This window comes from Acidimicrobiales bacterium (assembly GCA_025455885.1).
Classification (GTDB): Bacteria; Actinomycetota; Acidimicrobiia; order Acidimicrobiales; family Acidimicrobilacustridaceae; genus Rhabdothermincola_A.
Map to the genome: position 1 here is coordinate 1 of JALOLR010000015.1, position 17,403 is coordinate 17,403.

The 17,403-nt window shown below is 74.6% G+C and carries 18 protein-coding genes; 9 read left to right on the plus strand and 9 right to left on the minus strand.

Going from position 1 to position 17,403, the window contains the following annotated elements:
- Positions 1-262 (plus strand): hypothetical protein (locus MUE36_12475; protein MCU0311742.1); only part of this gene is annotated, 262 nt, incomplete at its 5' end.
- A gap of 24 nt (positions 263-286) precedes the next feature.
- Here the strand turns inward: MUE36_12475 and MUE36_12480 are convergent.
- Together MUE36_12480 and MUE36_12485 are read right to left on the minus strand one after the other, a co-directional pair.
- A complete protein-coding gene (locus MUE36_12480; GenBank protein ID MCU0311743.1) occupies positions 287-982 on the minus strand; it encodes a YcnI family protein in 696 nt (231 codons plus the stop codon).
- A gap of 28 nt (positions 983-1,010) precedes the next feature.
- Positions 1,011-2,852 (minus strand): copper resistance protein CopC/CopD, encoded by a 1,842-nt coding sequence (locus MUE36_12485; protein MCU0311744.1) that lies wholly within the window; start codon positions 2,850-2,852, stop codon positions 1,011-1,013.
- A 166-nt stretch (positions 2,853-3,018) separates the two neighbouring features.
- Here MUE36_12485 and MUE36_12490 point away from each other — a divergent pair, with 166 nt between their 5' ends.
- A complete protein-coding gene (locus tag MUE36_12490) occupies positions 3,019-4,626 on the plus strand; it encodes an MFS transporter (GenBank protein ID MCU0311745.1) in 1,608 nt (535 codons plus the stop codon).
- Here MUE36_12490 and MUE36_12495 read toward each other — a convergent pair.
- A complete protein-coding gene (locus tag MUE36_12495) occupies positions 4,608-5,408 on the minus strand; it encodes a hypothetical protein (protein MCU0311746.1) in 801 nt (266 codons plus the stop codon). The genes MUE36_12490 and MUE36_12495 overlap by 19 nt on opposite strands.
- Positions 5,409-5,465: 57 nt before the next feature.
- Between MUE36_12495 and MUE36_12500 the strand changes: the two genes are divergently transcribed.
- Both MUE36_12500 and MUE36_12505 read left to right on the plus strand, forming a co-directional pair.
- Positions 5,466-6,761, plus strand: a complete 1,296-nt coding sequence (locus MUE36_12500; GenBank protein MCU0311747.1) for a cytochrome P450 — start codon at positions 5,466-5,468, stop codon at positions 6,759-6,761.
- Positions 6,758-7,180 (plus strand): hypothetical protein, encoded by a 423-nt coding sequence (locus MUE36_12505; protein ID MCU0311748.1) that lies wholly within the window; start codon positions 6,758-6,760, stop codon positions 7,178-7,180. Before MUE36_12500 ends, MUE36_12505 begins: the two co-directional genes overlap by 4 nt.
- Here the strand turns inward: MUE36_12505 and MUE36_12510 are convergent.
- Genes MUE36_12510 through MUE36_12520 form a run of 3 tightly spaced genes read right to left on the minus strand, consistent with a single transcriptional unit; the run spans position 7,167 to position 9,008 of the window.
- Entirely contained in the window at positions 7,167-7,778 is a 612-nt protein-coding gene (locus tag MUE36_12510; GenBank protein ID MCU0311749.1) for a hypothetical protein, read from the minus strand. The genes MUE36_12505 and MUE36_12510 overlap by 14 nt on opposite strands.
- 18 nt (positions 7,779-7,796) lie before the next feature.
- Entirely contained in the window at positions 7,797-8,381 is a 585-nt protein-coding gene (locus tag MUE36_12515; protein ID MCU0311750.1) for a hypothetical protein, read from the minus strand.
- Positions 8,382-8,387: 6 nt separating this feature from the next.
- The gene (locus MUE36_12520; GenBank protein MCU0311751.1) at positions 8,388-9,008 is read right to left on the minus strand and encodes a nitroreductase; all 621 of its coding nucleotides are present in this window, start codon (positions 9,006-9,008) and stop codon (positions 8,388-8,390) included.
- Between the two features lie 159 nt (positions 9,009-9,167).
- On the opposite strand from MUE36_12520, the gene MUE36_12525 reads away from it, so the two are divergent.
- Genes MUE36_12525 through MUE36_12545 form a run of 5 tightly spaced genes read left to right on the plus strand, consistent with a single transcriptional unit; the run spans position 9,168 to position 13,085 of the window.
- Positions 9,168-10,424: a M15 family metallopeptidase gene (locus MUE36_12525; protein ID MCU0311752.1), complete on the plus strand. Its 1,257-nt coding sequence runs from the start codon at positions 9,168-9,170 to the stop codon at positions 10,422-10,424.
- Positions 10,425-10,469: 45 nt separating this feature from the next.
- On the plus strand, positions 10,470-10,706 hold the full coding sequence (locus MUE36_12530) for a DUF3039 domain-containing protein (protein ID MCU0311753.1): 237 nt from the start codon (positions 10,470-10,472) through the stop codon (positions 10,704-10,706).
- Complete coding sequence (locus MUE36_12535) at positions 10,661-11,752, plus strand: glycoside hydrolase family 76 protein (GenBank protein ID MCU0311754.1); 1,092 nt, start codon at positions 10,661-10,663, stop codon at positions 11,750-11,752. Before MUE36_12530 ends, MUE36_12535 begins: the two co-directional genes overlap by 46 nt.
- Positions 11,753-11,810: 58 nt before the next feature.
- Complete coding sequence (gene prmA / locus MUE36_12540; protein MCU0311755.1) at positions 11,811-12,698, plus strand: 50S ribosomal protein L11 methyltransferase; 888 nt, start codon at positions 11,811-11,813, stop codon at positions 12,696-12,698.
- Positions 12,699-12,707: 9 nt separating this feature from the next.
- Complete coding sequence (locus MUE36_12545; GenBank protein MCU0311756.1) at positions 12,708-13,085, plus strand: FKBP-type peptidyl-prolyl cis-trans isomerase; 378 nt, start codon at positions 12,708-12,710, stop codon at positions 13,083-13,085.
- Here the strand turns inward: MUE36_12545 and mftF are convergent.
- From mftF to MUE36_12560, 3 genes are read right to left on the minus strand one after another with little or no spacing between them, the layout of a single operon-like run.
- Positions 13,072-14,532 (minus strand): mycofactocin biosynthesis glycosyltransferase MftF, encoded by a 1,461-nt coding sequence (gene mftF, locus MUE36_12550; protein MCU0311757.1) that lies wholly within the window; start codon positions 14,530-14,532, stop codon positions 13,072-13,074. The genes MUE36_12545 and mftF overlap by 14 nt on opposite strands.
- A complete protein-coding gene (gene mftE, locus MUE36_12555; protein ID MCU0311758.1) occupies positions 14,529-15,215 on the minus strand; it encodes a mycofactocin biosynthesis peptidyl-dipeptidase MftE in 687 nt (228 codons plus the stop codon). Before mftE ends, mftF begins: the two co-directional genes overlap by 4 nt.
- 40 nt (positions 15,216-15,255) lie before the next feature.
- Positions 15,256-17,334 (minus strand): acyltransferase, encoded by a 2,079-nt coding sequence (locus MUE36_12560; GenBank protein MCU0311759.1) that lies wholly within the window; start codon positions 17,332-17,334, stop codon positions 15,256-15,258.
- Between the last annotated feature and the right edge of the window lie 69 nt (positions 17,335-17,403).

Sequence of the window (17,403 nt, forward strand, 5' to 3'; positions counted from 1 at the left end):
CGAGGGGCGGACGTCGGGGGACCTCGCCCGGTTCCTGGGCGTCACCGAATCGCGCGTCAGCCAGCTCCGCTCCGAGGCCCTGGAGATGCTCAAGGTCGGCATCGAGGCGCAGTACGAGCCGACGGGCGGTGGGGGCGGGACCCACCGCCGGGTCGGTGTGCGTCTGTCGCAGCGGCGGGCCGACTACGCGGCCGCCATCGCCGACGCGTCGCCGTGGCAGTCACGCCTCGATCGTCGCTTCGACCAGGCGGGCCGCCGCTGATCTCCCGGGTCCGTCGGCTCGGCGTCAGCCGGGACGGCGGCGGTGGCGGAAGTAGAGGATGATCCCGCCGCCGACGATGACCGCCATCACGACGAGGAAGACCACGAGCCCTGCGGTGCTCTGCTCGGTGGCGGTCGAGGAGATGGGCGAGTCCTGGAGCGGGACCCTGGTCGTGGGCGGGGCCGTCGTCGGGGCAGGCGTCGTGGACCCGACGGGCTCGGGGGCGAGGGCGGCGTCCGGAGCGGCGCCGACGACGATCTGCGGGGCGGGGTACTCGGGTTCGGGGTTCGCGGCATCGGGAACCTGGATCCACGCCGACTCGGCACCGGGGCAGCCCTGGATCGTCGGGAATCGGACGACGGTGCCCTCGGGCTGGTCGATGGTCATGACGGCGACGAAGCTCGCCACCTGGGCGTCGGGGATCGATCCGCCCTCCCAGCGCATCTCCTCGTCGGTGACCGTCGATGTCCAGCCCGGTGGGTCCTCGGTGACGACGTCGCGGACCCCGGCGGGGATCTGGACCCGCAGGGAGGTGGTGGGCTGACCGGCGCAGCCGTGGTCGAAGCTGAACGTGACGGGGGTCCGACTGCCGGCTGCGACCGGTTCCTCGGACGACTGCACGTGTGCGCCCGCCGGGGCGGCGAGGACCGTCGTGGCGACGACCACGGCGAGGAGGGCGGGGAGGCGTCGACGCCGGCGCGTCGGATCCGTTCGGCTCATGATCGGGGGCTCACAGACGTCGGTCGGGTCAGCGGATCTCGACAGCGAACGGCGTGCGGAGTTCGCGGAAGTCGGAGGGACGGACGACGAGGTCGATCTCCCACTCACCGGGGATCGACAACTCGGATCCTTCCAGGACGAAGCTACCCGGGCCGACCTTCACGACCTCGCGCGCGATCGGGCCCAGTCCGGCGGCGGGAAGGCTGAACTCGGCTCGGAGGGTGGTCGCCACGTCCAGCACCCCACCGGCCTCGTCGAGGTACTGGACCCGGATCGTGTTCACCCCGGCCGCGGCGGGCGTGACCGTCATCGTGACGGTCCCGTCGTCCGCCGGTGCGGTGAGCTCGACCACGGAGGCTGCGCTGGCGACGGCGTTGCGGGCGGGCACCACGTTGACGAGCACGGCGGTCACGGCGAGGGCGGCGAGGAGCACGACGACCTCGCCGAGGACGTTGCTGCGCAGCCGCCGCCAGTCCGCCGTCGCCGTCCCGGGGTCGGCAGGTCGTCCGGCCGTGGCCTCGACGGCGCTCTCGGCCGGGCCCGGCTCGTCGTCGTTCGTGGTCAGGCGGGGAACCAGGCGGTAGCGGTTGTGGGCGGCGAGGGCGAGGACGACCACCACCAGTCCCACCTTGGTGAGCAGGAGCCGGCCGTAGGTGGTGCTCCACAGCGCGGTCGGGTCGCCGCCGGACTGGATCCAGGTCATGGCCACGCCGCTGACGAGCAGGACGACCACGCTGACCGCCGCCGCGGTGGAGAACCGGTCGAGCACGCCGAGTGTGGATGTGAGCAGCTCGCGGCGGGGGGCGGTCGTGGTCTCGACCTCGGGCCGGGTCGAGAGGGCGACGCCGCCACCGCCCGGCTCGACCGCGGGTGGATCCGGGGTCGCCTCCCCGGCGAGTCGGGACGCCCGGTGTCGCAGTGTGAGGGCCAGGCCCACCAGGCCCCCGAACCAGATGGCGGCGGCGGCCACGTGGGTGCCGTCGGACAGCACCGAGAGCCACCGGTAGGGCGACTCGATGGCGTGGCCCCACAGCACGAACGACACGGTCACGGCCAGTCCGCCGTAGAACGCACACCCCTGGGCGAGCAACAGGCGGTTCGTGTCGGTGGAGAGGTGCACCAGGGCGAGGCCGACGAGCAGGACCACCGCCGACCAGCCCAGGGTGTCGACGAGCACGGTACGGATCACGTCGAGGTCGGTCACGGCGTCGAGACCCCGACCGGTGGCCAGCGCGGCCTGGGCGGCGATGGAGCCGCCGATCCCGAAGAGCCCCGTGAGGGCGGCGATGCGCACGATCGGGGCGATGGACCAGCGATCGGAGCGTTGGTCGTGGAGGAACGCGAGGTAGAAGGCCAGACCGGCGGCCAGCAACGCCGCCACGAAGGTCACGAAGCGGGCGACGGCGCCGATCACCTCCCACGTGGGGTCGGTCCGGGCGCTGAGCCCGCTGACACCGGCGGCGTCGACGGGAACGCCGACCGCGAAGAGCACCGAGCCCGAGATGGCGTGGCCGTCGGTCGACACGACGCGCCAGGTGCCTACGTAGGTGCCCTCGTCGAGGTCGGGACGCAGCGCGACGCGCAGCACCCGGCCTCCGTCCCCGGTGACCGTCTCGCCGTCGTCCACGCGGTTCCCGTCGCCGTCGAGCACGCTCAACCCGCCGAGCTCGACGTCGACCGGCTCGCTGAACGTGACCGTGAACTCCGCCGGTGACTCCGGGACGGACTGGCCGTCGGTCGGCGTGGTGGTGAGCACGGACGCGTGGGCGGCGGCCGGACCGGTGGTCGCGACGAGCACGGCGAGGACCACCCCCACGAGGGTGGCCACGGCGAGGGCGCTGTGCCCCGACGCGGAGATGCGGCTCGTCACATCCCCATCCTCGCTCATGGTCCCCTCGGGATGCCCCTCGCGACCGGCTGCTCCGCCGCAGGGGGTTCAGGGGGGTGTCAGCGTGAGCGGTCCCGGCGACGGTCCGTGCCGGGTGGTCGATCCGTGGTCAGGGCCCGATCTATCGTCGAGCGAGGGGTCACCGAGCATGCAGACCGCGTCGCCAACCGGGGGTTCCGCCACGTCGGGCGGCCCGGCGCGGGCCGGCGCCGTCCTCGGCACCCTCATCGTCGTCGCTGCGATCGCCAACCTCCCGCTGGCGGTCGCCAACGTGGCGCTGCCGTCGATCGGGCTCGCCTTCGACGCGTCGCAGACCCAGCTGAACCTGGTGGCGGTGGGCTACTCGTTGGGCCTCGCGGCGTCCGTCCTGTGGCTCGGCGCGGTGGGGGACCGCTACGGCCGCAAGCGGATGTTGCTCATCGGCGTCCTGCTCTCGTTGCCGGCTGCGCTGGCGTCGGCGTGGGCGCCGGGGATCGAGCTGCTCATCGCGGCGAGGATCGTCGGGGGCCTGGCGGCCGGCATGGCCTATCCCACCACGCTGGCCCTGATCACCGCCCTGTGGCGCGAGGGGCCGGGGCGCACCCGGTCGATCGCGCTGTGGTCGGCGATCGGTGGCGCCGTCTCGGCCCTCGGCCCTCTCATCTCCGGCCTCCTGCTCTCCGACTTCTGGTGGGGTTCGGTCTTCCTCGTCACCCTGCCCCTGATCGTCGTCGCCGTCCCGCTGATCCACCGGCTGGTCCCCGCGCACGTCAACGAGGGCACCGAACCGGTCGACAACCTGGGTGGCCTCCTGTCGGTGATCCTCGTCGGTGCGCTGATCCTGGCCATCAACTTCGCCACCGTGCCCGACGCCGGGACCCTGGCGCTCGGGTTGACCTTCGTGGCGGCGGCGGCGGTCATCGGGTTCGTGATCCGGCAGCGAAGGGCCGCGAACCCACTCTACGACCTCCACGTCGCCGGACGACGCATCTTCTGGGTGGCGGCGTGTGCCGGCATCATCGTGTTCGGCTCGCTCATGGGCGCGATGTTCATCGGCCAGCAGTTCCTCCAGAACGTGCTCGACTACTCCACGATCGAAGCCGGGCTCGCAGTGCTCCCCGCCGCCGTGTTCATGGTCGTCATCGCCCCTCGCTCCGCGAAGCTCGTCGAGGCCCGGGGTGCACGGTTCACCCTCCTGGTCGGTTACTCCTGCGTGCTCCTGGGCTTCGTCACGATGCTGGTGACCTGGCGCGACGGGGTGTCCTACCTGCCGATCGGCATCGGGTACGCGCTCGTCGGTGCGGGCGTGGGCTTCGCGGGTACGCCGGCGTCGCGCTCGCTCACCGGGTCGGTGCCCGTGACCCGGGCGGGCATGGCCTCGGGCACCGCCGACCTCCAACGCGACCTCGGTGGGGCCATCCTCCAGTCGGCGATGGGCGCGCTGCTCACCGCGGGGTACGCCTCCGCCATGGCCGGGCTGATCGGCACCTCCCCCGACGCCGCGCAGGTGACGACCTCGGTGGAGGGCCAGCTCACGAAGTCGTTCAGCGGCGCCGAGGCCATCGCCGCCCAGTACCCCCAGTACGCCCAGCAGATCGTGGCCGGCGCCCGCCAGTCGTTCGTGGAGGGCCAGGACTGGGCGTACGTGGCGGGCATCGCCTTCGTCGTGGCGGGTGCCGCGCTCGTGTTCCTCCTGTTCCCGAAGCGTGACGCCGAGAGGGCCCTGCTCGCCGAGTACGCCGCCGAGGACGCCGCCGGTCAGAGCGCGGCGGCGTGACCGGCGAGGCAGGCGACCACGGCCTCGTGCACCAGGCCGTTGGTGGCCACCCCCGACACGGGCGCGCCCGGTGACAGCACCGGCTCGCGTCCGGCGGGATCGGTGAAGCGGCCCCCCGCCTCGGCCAGGATCACCGGCATCGGGGCGAGGTCCCAGAGCGAGACGAGACCGTCGACCATGGCCTCGATGGCTCCGGTCGCCACCATGGCGTAGCCGAAGCCGTCACCCCAGGTGCGCACCTGGAACCCCGCGTGCTTCACGGCGAGCAGATCGTCGTCGGGCCAGCGCGTGACGTCACTCGTGGAGAGCACCGACTCGGACGGGTCGACGCGTCGGGACACCCCGGTGGGCCGACCGTCGAGGAAGCATCCCCGACCACGGCCGGCCCACACGGTGTGACCGAGGGCGGGCAGGTCGATCACCCCGATCGCCGGTCCGTGCTCGTCGTGCACGGCCAGCAGGCTCGAGTAGAGCGGGATCCCCCGGGTGAAGGCCTTGGTGCCGTCGATCGGGTCGATGATCCACGTCCGTCCCGAGGTGCCGAGCAGGTCGGGCTCCTCCTCGCCGAGGACGGTGTCGTTCGGGTGCGAGCCGGCGAGCCGCTCCCGCACCAGGCGCTCGGCGGCGCGGTCCGCCTCGGTGACCGGGGTGCCGTCGCCCTTGGCGTCCACCGCCAGTCCGGGCTGGGCGAACCACCGCAGGGTGTACGCGCCTGCGGCCCGTGAGATGCTCACCGCCTCGTCGAGCAGGTCGACGTCGACGGGAGGGACGGTGACGGACATGCCAGCATCGTGCCACGGGCGCGGTCTCGTCCCGATCGCCCTGCCCGAGGAGAGCCGATGCCCGACGACGTCCACCTGCCCGACGCGCCGCTGCCGGTCTTCGACCCGTTCGCCGCAGGGTTCTTCGACGACCCGTACCCCACCTATGCCCGTCAGCGCGAGGCGGACCCGGTTCATCTCAGCCCGCTCGGCCCGTGGATCCTGTTCCGGCACGGGGACGCCTCGGCGCTGCTGCGCGACCCGAGCCTGAGCGTCGACGTCCGCAAGGCGGTGGAGATCGATCCCCGCTCCCGTCGCCGCCGGGACGAGATGCTCGACGACCTCTTCCCGGGCCGGGAGCGCCGGGAGGACACCTCGATCCTCAACGTCGACCCGCCCGACCACACCCGGCTGCGACGGTTGGTGTCGAAGGTCTTCACGCCGCGGCGTGTCGAGGACCTGCGGCCGCTGGTGCGCCGACTGGTCGACGAACGTCTCGATGCCGTCGCCACCGACGGTCGGATGGACGTCATCGCCGACCTCGCCTTCCCACTTCCGTTCGCCGTCATCAGCGAGATGCTCGGGATGCCCGAGGGCGACCGTGACGAGCTGCGGCGCTGGTCCCACTCGGTCGTGCAGCTCCTCGACATCACCCTCACCCCCGACGAGGTGCGCGAGGGCGTCGTCGCGGCCGAGAGGATGCGCGCCCACGTCGCCCGGGCGATCGCCTGGAAGCGGGAGCGCCCGGCCGACGACCTGCTCACGGCGCTCATCACCGCCGAGGACGAGGGCGATGTGCTCTCCGAGACCGAGCTCGTGGACCAGATCGTGCTGTCGTTCATCGCCGGCCACGAGACGACCGTGAACCTCATCGGGAACGGCACCCTCGCGCTGCTCCGCCACCCCGAGCAGCTCGAACGGTGGCGTGACGACGTCACCCTCGACGCCAACGCCGTGCACGAGCTGCTCCGGTTCGACTCCCCGGTGCAGTTCTCCCGGCGGATCGCACTGCACCGGTTGGAGATCGGCGGCCGGGTCATCGAGCCGGGCCGCTTCGTGATGACCTGCCTCGGGAGCGCCAACCGCGACCCGGCGGTCTTCGGCCCCGACGCCGACGTGCTCGACCTCGGCCGGCCGTCCGCCCCGTTGCACCTGTCGTTCGGCAGCGGCACGCACTACTGCCTCGGGTCGGCCCTGGCCCGGCTCGAGGGGGCCGAGGCCATCGGGGCGCTGATCCGGCGCTTCGACGGGCTGCGTCTGGCCACGGACCGCCCGATGTGGAACGGGCGCCTGGTGCTGCGGGGCCTCGACGCCCTGCCGGTCACCTTCTCGTCGGCCCGGTCGGTTCGGTCCGTCGCCGCGGTGCTCTCGTGACCGGCTCCGGCGGTTCCCCTCCCGGACGCATCGTGGGGCTGGTCGGTGTGTACCACGCCAACGGGTCGCTGACCGGCGAGCTGGCCTACTGGGTGGGGGCGCGCCTCGGCCGGGCCCACTGCGCCCTGTGCGACATCACCCACGGGACGTTCCGGGCCAAGCCGGAGTTCGCGCGCTGCCGCGCCGATCTGGCGGTGCCGTTCGAGACGGTGCACCTCGACGAGCGCAGCGCGGAGCTGGCGGTGGTCACCGAGGGCCACACGCCGTGCGTCGTGGCCAGGGTCGACGAGGGGGACGGTGGCGTACGCCACCGGGTGCTGCTCGGTCCAGACGCCCTCGAGGCCTGCCAGGGCGAGCCGGCGGCGCTGATGGGGGCGATCGAGGTGGCCGCCGCCGCGTCCTCGCTCAGCTGGGCCTGACGCCGACCTCGCGCAGCTGCCGGTACCACTCGCCGGCGACGAGGACACCGACACCCACCTCGGCGATGTCCCATCCCGGGACGAGGTCGAGCACGTGGGTGGTGTCGCCCTGGAGGAGCACGAGCTCGGGGCGCCACAGGGTCGGCGCCGGGCCGAGGCGCAGCTCGTGGGGTTCGGCGTCGAGCAGCACCATCGGCGGGCCGCGGCGGTCGGCGCCCGACGGCGTCGCGTCGGCGACGAAGCTCAGTCGGCCCGCGGCCCAGGTGAGCCGGCCGACCTGGCGGCGCCGCTCCCGCGCTCTGCGTTCGGGTGCCCAGGTGGCGTCCACGGCGACGGGGTCGTGGTCGGGGCCGGCGCGGAGGAGACGCCCGGGTGAGAGTGTCGTCTCCTCGGGACCGCGCCGCTGGGCCAGGGCGACGGTGTTGGCCCCGGCGAGCGCGCCGATCGCGCCGAGCGGGATGACGAGGAACCAGGGGCCGCCCGCCCCCAGCCCGACGGCGAGGGCGACGACCACCACCCATCCGATGGCCAGCTCGACCTCGCGACGCCGCCGACCCCGGGCCCGGAGCTCGCCGGGCTCGGGGTTCGCCGTGGTCATGGGTCGGTCACGGGGCGATCAGGCCGGCCCCGACGCCCCGGCGGCCTCGAGCTGGAGGCACCACTCCTGGGCGACGGTCGGTCCGACGAAGGTGGCACCGAGGTCCCAGACGGGGAACAGCCGGATGGTGTGGACGCCGCTCGCCAGCTCGACGTCGAGCTGGGGGCGCAGGAAGCTCGGGACGGTGGGGAGGCCGATCTGGGTGATGGCCACGTCGAAGCCGGTGTCGCCGTCGGCGGTCTCGAACGACAGCCGCCCGGCCGCGGCACGCAGGACGCCCGACTGGGCGGTCCCCGGACGGGCCCCGCCCGGCGGGACCCACTGGCCCGGGGCGGTGACCGGCCGGCCCTTCCGGGACGCCGCGATCGCGCCGGGCGCGGGCGTGAAGCGCTCCGGGGCCCGGGCGGAGAGGGCCAGGCGCGTGGTGGCGAAGGCGCCGAGGGCGAAGCCCACCGCGGGGATCCAGAAGACGAACTGGCCGACGACGACCGCGTTGTAGACGAACACGCCGACGAAGATCCACCAGAGGATCGTGGAGTACACCCGGCGCTGGCGGGCGCGGGTGGCGGCGGTGGGCCCGACGGGGGAGGGGGAGCGGGCCATCGGGGCTCAGCGGGCGGCGCGGGGGTCGTGGTCGAGGTGGGCCACGGCCGGCGCGGGACGCTCGGCGGGCGCGGTCGGCTCCGACACCGGCCAGCCGAGGTATACGAGGCCCACCAGCGTGTCGTCGCCCGAGAAGCCGCACAGCTCGATGATGCGGCGCGACCGGGCCGCCGCGCCGGTGGACCAGAGGGTGGCCAGCCCGGCGGCGGTCGCGCCGAGCAGGAGGGTCTGCACCGCGGCGGCGACGGCGTCGCGGTTCTCGGCGGTGGTGACCGGGTCGGAGCCGGCTGCGGACGCCACGACGAGCACCACCGGCGCCCGGGTGTACTTGGTGCGGGCTTTGGCGATCTTGGCGGCGTGGTCCTCGCCCGCCTCGAGGAGGTCCTCGGCCAGAGCCTCGCCGATGGCGTGGCGGCCGTCGCCGGTGACGGCGCAGAACCGCCATGGGGCGGTGCGATGGTGGTTCGGGGCCCAGGAGGCCAGTCGGCACAGGCGGTCGAGCAGCTCGGCGGGCACCGGGCGGTCGGGGTCGACCCGCAGGTTCGACCGGCGGCGCCAGGCCACGTCCTCGAGGCCCGCCAGGGTGAGCTCCCCGGCCTCGGCCGCCGGCTCTGACGTCGTCGGCATCTCGCGACGGTAGCGGTGCAGATCGACCCCTGGTGCAATCCGGGCGGCCGCGGTACGGTGTGCGGGCTCCAGGGCGGAGTGTGGGTCTTCCTCGCGATCGACGACGTGCGATCCCGAGAGGTTGCGATGTCCCCGCTGCCCCCTGAAGTCCGACGACCGGTGCGAGCTGTCGTGATCGGCGCGCTCGTGGTGGCGGTCGTGGCCGGGGGCGGCGGACGGGTCGGGGCCGAGGACGTGCGCCAGGAGCGGGCGCGGGTGCAGGCCGAGCGGGCCGAGGTGGCCACGCAGGTGGACGTCCTCCAGGCCGACCAGGCCCGGGTGAGCGAGGCCCTGGCGGCCATCGAGGCCAACGTCCGCACACAGGAGCAGGTCGCCGCCGAGGCGGCCCGTGCCGCCGAGACCGCGGCGGCCGAGGCCGAGAGTGCTCGCGTCGCCGCCGAGGCCAGCGAGGCCGAGCTGGCCGAGCTGCGCGTCCGGCTGACCCGCCTCGCGGTGTCCGCCTACGTCGACCCCCCCGGCGAGGACCTCCTGCGCCGCTTCGAAGCGGGCTCGGCCCAGGAGGACGCCACCCGTCGGGCGTTCATGGCGATGCGCTCGGGGCGCGACGTCGACGTGATCGACCAGGTGCGGGCGGTGCAGCGCCGGCTCGAGGACGAGGTCCGCCGTGCCGAGGCCGCCCGGGTCGAGGCCGAGGCCACCCAGGCGTCGGCCCAGGCCGCGGTCGAATCGCTCGGCGAGGCCCGGAGCGCCCAGCAGGGCTTCGCAGAGCAGGTCCGCCAGCGTCTCGGCTCGAGGCTCGCCGAGGCCGCCGCGCTGGCCGGCCTCGACGCCGGCCTCGCCGACCGCATCGCCGCCGAGGAGGCGGCCCTCGCCGCGGCGGTGGCCCGCGTCGCTCCGCCCGCCGAGGCCGCCGCGCCCCCGACGGGTGGTCAGGCCCCGGGCCCGGCTCCCGGGGGTGGGCCCGCCCCGGCCCCCGCCCCTGCGCCCCCGCCCCCGACGACCCGTCCGGTGCCCCGCCCGCCCACCCCGTCGCTGCGGACCGTGGGAGGCATCACCGTCAACGTGGCCATCGCCGACCAGCTGGCCGGTCTGCTCGACGCCGCCCGGGCCGACGGCATCGTGCTCGGCGGGTCGGGCTACCGGGACATCAACGCCCAGATCCAGCTCCGGCGACAGAACTGCGGCACGTCCGACTACGCCATCTGGGACATGCCGCCCGACCAGTGCAGCCCCCCGACGGCACGCCCGGGGCTGTCGCTGCACGAGCAGGGTCTGGCCGTCGACTTCACCGCCAACGGCCGGTTCATCACCAGCCGCAGCGATCCCGGGTTCGTCTGGTTGGCGGCCAACGCCGGCCGCTTCGGCTTCCGGAACCTCCCGAGCGAACCCTGGCACTGGTCGCTCAGCGGGGGATGACCCTGCGGGACCGGGAGGCGTCGACCTGCTCGGTAGGGTGACGCCGTGAGCCCCGAGGTCATCGAACGACCCGACACCCGCCCCTCCGACCCTGATCTCGAGGAGGGGAAGGTGGCGCACATCATCCGCAAGGACGACCAGATGCGTGGCTACGTGATGGGTGAGGAGGTCGTCGCGCTGTGCGGCGTCCGGTTCGTGCCGACCCGTGACCCCGAGCGCTATCCGGTGTGCGACGCGTGCAAGGCGACGCTGGCCCGGTTGCGGGGGAGCGGCGGCAACTGAGCGACGCCGACCGGGCCGGGGCGGCGTGGTCGGCGCTGGTCGACCTGTACCTCGACCGCGGGCGGGGAGGTCGGGTGAAGGTGCGCGACCAGCCGGGGAGCTTCTCCCCGGTGGCGGCGCTCTGGCCGCTGACCCAGGTGATGGCCGGAGCCCTCCACGTCGCCCGGCTCCACGGTGACGACGAGCTCGTGGCACCCCTGTTCGCCCTGCTCGACGGGTACCGGCCCCGCCGGAGTGACGGCTACCTGCCGTTCCCCGGCCGGCCACCGCTCTACTACGACGACAACGCGTGGGTGGGCCTGGTCCAGGTGCAGGCGGCGTTCCTCGCCTCGGCCCGAGGGGACCGGGCGGCCGCCGACGGCTTCGGCGCCGCGGCGTTGCGCACGTTCCACGTCGTGGCGGCCGGGCAGCGCCCGGACGGGGCGGTCCGGTGGCGGGATCGGCCCGACAGCCCGGTGAACACCTGCGCCACCGCACCTCTGGTGCAGCTGGCGCTGCGGCTGGCGGCGCACGACGAGCCCGGCGAGCGCCGCGACCGGCTCGTTGCGGTGGCCGCCGCCGCCGACGGCGCGCTCGCCCGGCTGCTCCGGCGCGACGACGCCCTCTATGCCGATCACGTCGAGCCCGACGGTCGGGTCGATCCCGCCGTCTGGGCCTACAACCAGGGGACCCCGGCCGGGGCCGACGTGTCGTGGTGGCGCCTGACCGGCGACGAGTCCCGTCTCGAACGGGCCGCGGCCACGGCCACCGCGTCGCTCCGGCTCTTCGCCGGCGAACGGCTGTGGGTGCACCCACCGGTGTTCGTGGCGGTGTGGTTCCGCAACCTGTTGACCCTCCACGCCGTTCGCCCCGTGCCCGGGCTGCTCGACGCACTCGACGGCTATCTGGACCGGGTGTGGCGGGAGGCGCGCCATCCGGGGTCGGGGGCGTTCGGCGGCGGCGGCCTGGGGCGCTACGGCGACGGTGGGGTGATCGATCACGCCGGCCTCACCCAGCTGTACGCCCTGCGGGCCTGGGACCCGCGGTGGTGGCCCGAGATCTGCTGAGCGACGGCGTGGGGGCGGCCTCGGCGCGTGGCGGCCCGCGGCTCCTACCCTGCCCGACGTGGGCGACGCGAACCGGTGGTGGACGGTGCGGGTGGTCGTGCCGGCCCCCGACGCCGAGGCGGCCGTCGCCGTGCTGTGGTCGGCGGGGGTCGCGGGCATCGAGGAGCGCCCCGGCGGCGACGCCCCCACCGGCGAGCGGCATCTGCTGGCCGGCGTCGAGGGAGCCGCGGTGGACGCCGTCCTCGATGCCCTGGGCGCCCGCTGGGAGGTCGAGGTCCTCCCCGTCGCCGGCGACGAGTGGCTCGACGAGTGGCGTCGTTGGGCCCGGCCGTGGCGGGCGGGCCGGCGCTTCGTGGTGGTGCCGAGCTGGCAGGAGCCGCCGCCCTGGGCGGGTGACGACGACGTGGTGCTGGCCATCGACCCGGGCCGGGCCTTCGGCAGCGGTGCCCATGCCACCACCCGGCTCTGCCTCGCCGTCCTCGAGGACCGGGTGGCGCCCGGTGCCCGGGTCGTGGACGTGGGGTGCGGGAGCGGTGTGCTGGCCGTCGCCGCGGCGCGGTCGGGCGCCGCCCACGTCGAGGCCGTGGACGTGGACCCCGAGGCGGTCCGCGTGACCGCGGTCAACGCGGCGCGCAACGGGGTGGCCGACCGGGTGCGCGCCTCGTCGAGCGGGGTCGACGAGCTGACCGCGACCGCCGACGTCGTGGTGGCCAACATCGGCGCCTCGGTCCTGGTGGCGCTGGCCCCGGCTCTGGTGAGGGCCACCGCCCAGGGGGGCTCGCTGGTGCTGAGCGGACTGCTGAGCGACCAGCTCGGCGGCGTCGCGACGGCGTTCGCCGCCGCCGGGGCCGCCCCGGTCGACGACGGGGTCGAGGGGGAGTGGCACGTCCTCGTGCTGGAGCATCGACCCAGCCGGGGCGGATCAGGGCCGCGGGCGCGCCGATAGGTTGGCGTGATGAGCGAACCCACCAAGCCCGAGGTGTCCATCCCCGACGAGGCGGCTCCTGTCGAGCTCGTGATCGAGGACCTCGACGTCGGTGACGGCGCCGAGGCCGTCGCCGGGTCCAACGTGACCGTCCACTACGTCGGCGTGGCCTGGAGCACCGGCCAGCAGTTCGACGCCTCGTGGGACCGCCGGGACACCTTCGAGTTCCGCCTCGGGGCCGGCCAGGTCATCACCGGGTGGGACGAGGGCGTGCAGGGGATGAAGGTCGGGGGCCGTCGGCGTCTGACGATCCCGCCCCACAAGGGCTACGGCGACCGCGGCGCCGGCGGGGTGATCCGGGGCGGCGAGACGTTGGTCTTCGTCGTCGACCTCGTCAACGTCGGGTGAGCGACGTCCGCCATCTGGTGTAGCGGCCCGGCCGGGGCCAGCTCGTGAGCTCCGGCACCAGCGGATCGGCGGTGCGCGCCCGGGCCGAGCCCGCCCACACGCCCGCGGCATAGGCGGCCTGGTCGGCCAGCCGGAACGCCACCCATCGCACCGGGTCGAGCGGTGGTCGCGTCCGTGCCCAGTCCCACAGCGGTGGGCCCACGGCGGCGGCCACGACCACCCGGCGGCCCCGGCGTGACGTCACCCCGATGGCGACGGCCAACGGCCACCACGGGCGCACCACCGCGTCGCTCAGCATGCGGGCGGTGGCGAGGTGGGCCTGCGCGGCGATGCGCGACGCGACGGGGAACGGGTGGTCCAGCGACGCCAGTCCGCGGGCCAACAGGTCCACCGTCGTCGCACCGGCGACCGCGGCGGCCAGGGGGTGCCCGGTGCCCAGCAGACCCCACACGGCGATGCTCCACGGCGACGCCTCGACGGGGGCGAGGGCGCCGGGGTGGCGAACGGCGAGGGGCCCGGCCGAGGTTCCGTAGTCGAAGCGCCGGCGCAACCACGCCGCCGGGGCCGTGCGGTGGTGGTGGACGACCTCGACGGTGGGCTCGTAGCGCACCGACCACCCGGCCTCGTCGAGCCGCCACACGAGGTCGACGTCCTCCCCGACCGCCATGGTCTCGTCGAAGCCGCCCAGGCCGCGGACCACGTCGGTCCGTGCCACGAGCGCCGCGGAGGGCACGTAGGCGACCCGGGTCCGGGCCCGCACCCGTGACGGGAGGGCGCCGAGGTCGAGTGGGGAGCGGTTCGCCTCGTAACGGGCCAGCGCGGGTGCGCCGGTCGTGTCGGGCGACGTGACCCGCGGAGCGACGGCGGCCACGAGGGGATCGCCGAAGTGGCCGACCAGCCCGTCGAGCCAGGTCGTGTCGGGGACGCAGTCGGCGTCCACGAACGCCGTCAGCGGGGTCCGCACGTGCCCCAGACCGGTGTTGCGAGCCGCGGAGGGCCCTCCGCAGGTCTCGCGTCGCACCACTTCGACGGCGCCGCCCGGGCCGGCCAGCGGGGTCTCGCTGGCGTCGTCGACCAGGATCACCCGGGTGTGCCCCGACGCCGCCACGAGCTGCTCGGCGAGGGTCGGGTGGAGCCGGCCTCGCACCGGGACGACCACCGTGACGTCGTCCCGGTCGAGCCCGCACCGCGGGAGGTCGGGGTGGGCGAGCCCACCGTCGAGGAGGCGGCGGGCGAGCTCGGTGGCCGCCCGTCCGGCGGGGACGGGCTCGCCGACGGCCAGGCGGTGCACGAGCGCGGCACCGTGCTCCGTGAGGCGGGCGAGGCGCAGTGGCGACCCTCCGAGCAGCACCCGGCCGTCCTCGATCACGCGCACCGAGGGGTCGAGGGTGAGGGTGAGGCCCTCGAGGTCGTCGGCGGGGAGGGGGACGGCCCTCGGGTCCGTCACGGGTGTGCGAACCCGTCGACCACGCCGCCGAGGTCGGCCACGAGGCCGTCGAGCAGTCGGGCTCCTTCTTCGGCGGTGGCCCCGGCGGGGTCGCCGAGGACGCCGTTGGCGGCCACCGAGATCACTCCGCCCCGGCGGAGGTCGTCGATGACGTCGGCCAGTGGCGCGGTGATCCCCGCCTCGGCCCGGTCGAGGCGCACCGCCGCGGGGTCGACGGCCAGCATGATCGACGTCTCGGTGCGGCCGGCGTGGTGGTCACCCCCGGGCACGGACGCGTGCCAGGCCCGCACGGACCGGCCCTCGGCGCGGAGGGTGGCGACCGCCCGGGCCAGCGGCTCGGCGTTGCCGCCGTGCCCGCAGACGACGACCACACCGCGGAAGTGGTCGGCCGACCGGCACAGCTCGACGACGACCAGCTCGAGCGCCGCCCGGCCGATGGAGAGGGTGCCCGGGAAGCCGGCGTGCTCGCCGCTCGATCCCACGGGCAGCGCCGGCGCCACCACCACCCCGGGGCGGGCGCGGGCGACGCGCTCGGCGACGACCGCGGCGATGCGGGTGTCGGTGTCGAGGGGGAGGTGCGGGCCGTGCTGCTCGGTGCTGCCGAGGGGCACCAGCAGCAGAGGGGCCGGTTCGAGCGCCTCGACGTCGGGCCACGTCAGCCCGGCGAGGTGGGACGACGTCATCGCGGCCAGCTTCGCGCCCCGGTCCGCGAGGGTGCGTCGATCATCCGGCCGAGGCGGCGGCCTTGGCGCCCAGCACGTCGATGACGGTGTTGGCGATGGCGGTGGCGGCGCGTCGCTCACCCGCGGCGGCTTCGGGGCGGACGCATCCCCGGGCCGGGAAGTCGGCGTCGGTGCAGAAGTGCAGGCCGTCGACGAAGCGGACCGGGACCGTGCCGTCCTCCCGGCACCCGGCCTCGTCGGGTCCGGCGCACGGCATCCGCCACAGGTAGGTGCCGTCCACGTCGCGCAGGAAGCGTCCCGCGTCGACCAGGGTCACGTTCTGGGGGTCGGCGAGCGCCAGGAGGCCGTAGTGCTCGACCTCGAGGTCGATGCCGGGCTGCAGCTCCTCCATCCCCCCGGCGGGGATGGACACGCTCGGCACGAGGAAGACGTGGGTGCCCTGGGACGTCCAGGTGGCGACGAGCTCGTCGACCGTGCGGTGCCAGGGGTCGCCGCAGCGGTCGTCGTAGGCGACGAACAGGAAGAGGATGGCGGCATCGGGGCGGGTCTCGGGATCGGTGGCCTGCTCCCGGATGGCGGCCGCCTCGTCGCACAGGAGGAAGTCGGGTGGGTTGACCGTGACCATCTCGACGCCCCGACGGCCGAGGATGTCCGTCAGGCACGGCCGTACTTCGCCGGCGAGGGAGTTCCCGATGTGGGTGACGGTCAGCGTCCCGTCCGGCGACAGCGGTGCGACGTCGGGTTCGGCGACGTCGCAGCGGGGGCTGGTGGCGTAGCTCCCCGTCGTCGTGACCAGCTGCGCCGAGGGTGCAGGGCCTTCGGGGGCCACGGGGATCGCCGGGTTCGCGATCACCGGTACCAGGAAGCCCAGGCTCAAGGCCGCGACGGCGACGGGCGTGACCCACAGTCGCCGTCTCCCGCCCCAGTCGAGCCCCCGGTGGCGGATCGGCTGCTCGACGAGGTGGTAGCTGGCCAGCGAGGCACCGAGGGTCAGGGCGCTGCGCAGCGCGAAGAGGGCCGGTTCGCCGAGCCCGGTGGACTCGGCGGTCACCCACACGGTGATCGGCCAGTGCCAGAGGTAGACGCCGTAGGAGATCAGCCCCATCCCCACGAGCGGACGGACACCGAGGACCCGGGCCAGCGGGTTGCGGCCCCCTTGGCCGGCTCCGAGGAGCACCGCCCCGAAGACGAGGGCGATCACGGCGTAGCCGCCCGCGTACAGCCACTCGTCGGAGGTCTCGACCCGGAACGTGGCCACGAGCAGGGCGACCACCCCGAGCGAGCCGAGGGCGATGACCGGGATCCTCCACGGACCGGGCACCTGGGGTCGGCCGGCGGTCACGGCGCCGATGGCGGCGCCGACGAGGATCATGAAGACCCTCGTGTCGGTGCCGTAGTAGAGCCGGTCGAGGTCGGCCCCGTTGCGGTACAGCGCCACCATCCAGCCGGCCGAGGCGACGGCCAGCACCGCGGACACCACCGCCAGGGCCGGACGCACCGACGGGTGGCCGTGGCGACCTCGCGCCCCGAACCGGCGGACCGCCGCGGCGGTGGCGAGGGCCACCAGCGGCCACAGGACGTAGAACTGCTCCTCGATGGCGAGCGACCACATGTGGCGCAGCGGGCTCGGATCGCTCTGGATGAACTGCATCACGTAGGACTGGCCGCTGGCGATGAAGCGCCAGTTGGCCACGTAGAAGAGCGATGCCAACCCGTCGAGGCCGAGTTGGTGGTTCTCGCTCGGCGTGGCGAAGACGAGCCCGTGCACGGCGACGACGGCGAGGACGAGCAGCAGCGCGGGGAAGAGCCGGCGGGCCCGGCGGATCCAGAACCGGCCGAGGGCGATCCCCCCGTTCGAGTCCCACTCCGACACCAGCAGGCTGGTGATGAGGAAGCCGCTGAGCAGGAAGAACAGGTCGACGCCGAGGAACCCGCCCGGGGTCGCGCCGGGGGTGAAGTGGGACAGCACGACCACCACGACGGCCAGCCCCCGGAGGCCGTCGAGGGCGCGCAGGTGGGGGAAGCGCGCCGGCGTCGGGGTGGCCGGTTCCGAGGTGGTCGGCGGCTCCGGGTCGGGCGTCGTCGGATCGCCGGTGAGCGTGGTGGGGGGCGAGCTCATGAGGTCGGTCGAGGTTACCGGGGCGACCGGGGCCGGTCCCAGGCGGCACCCGGCCGGCCGGGCGGGATC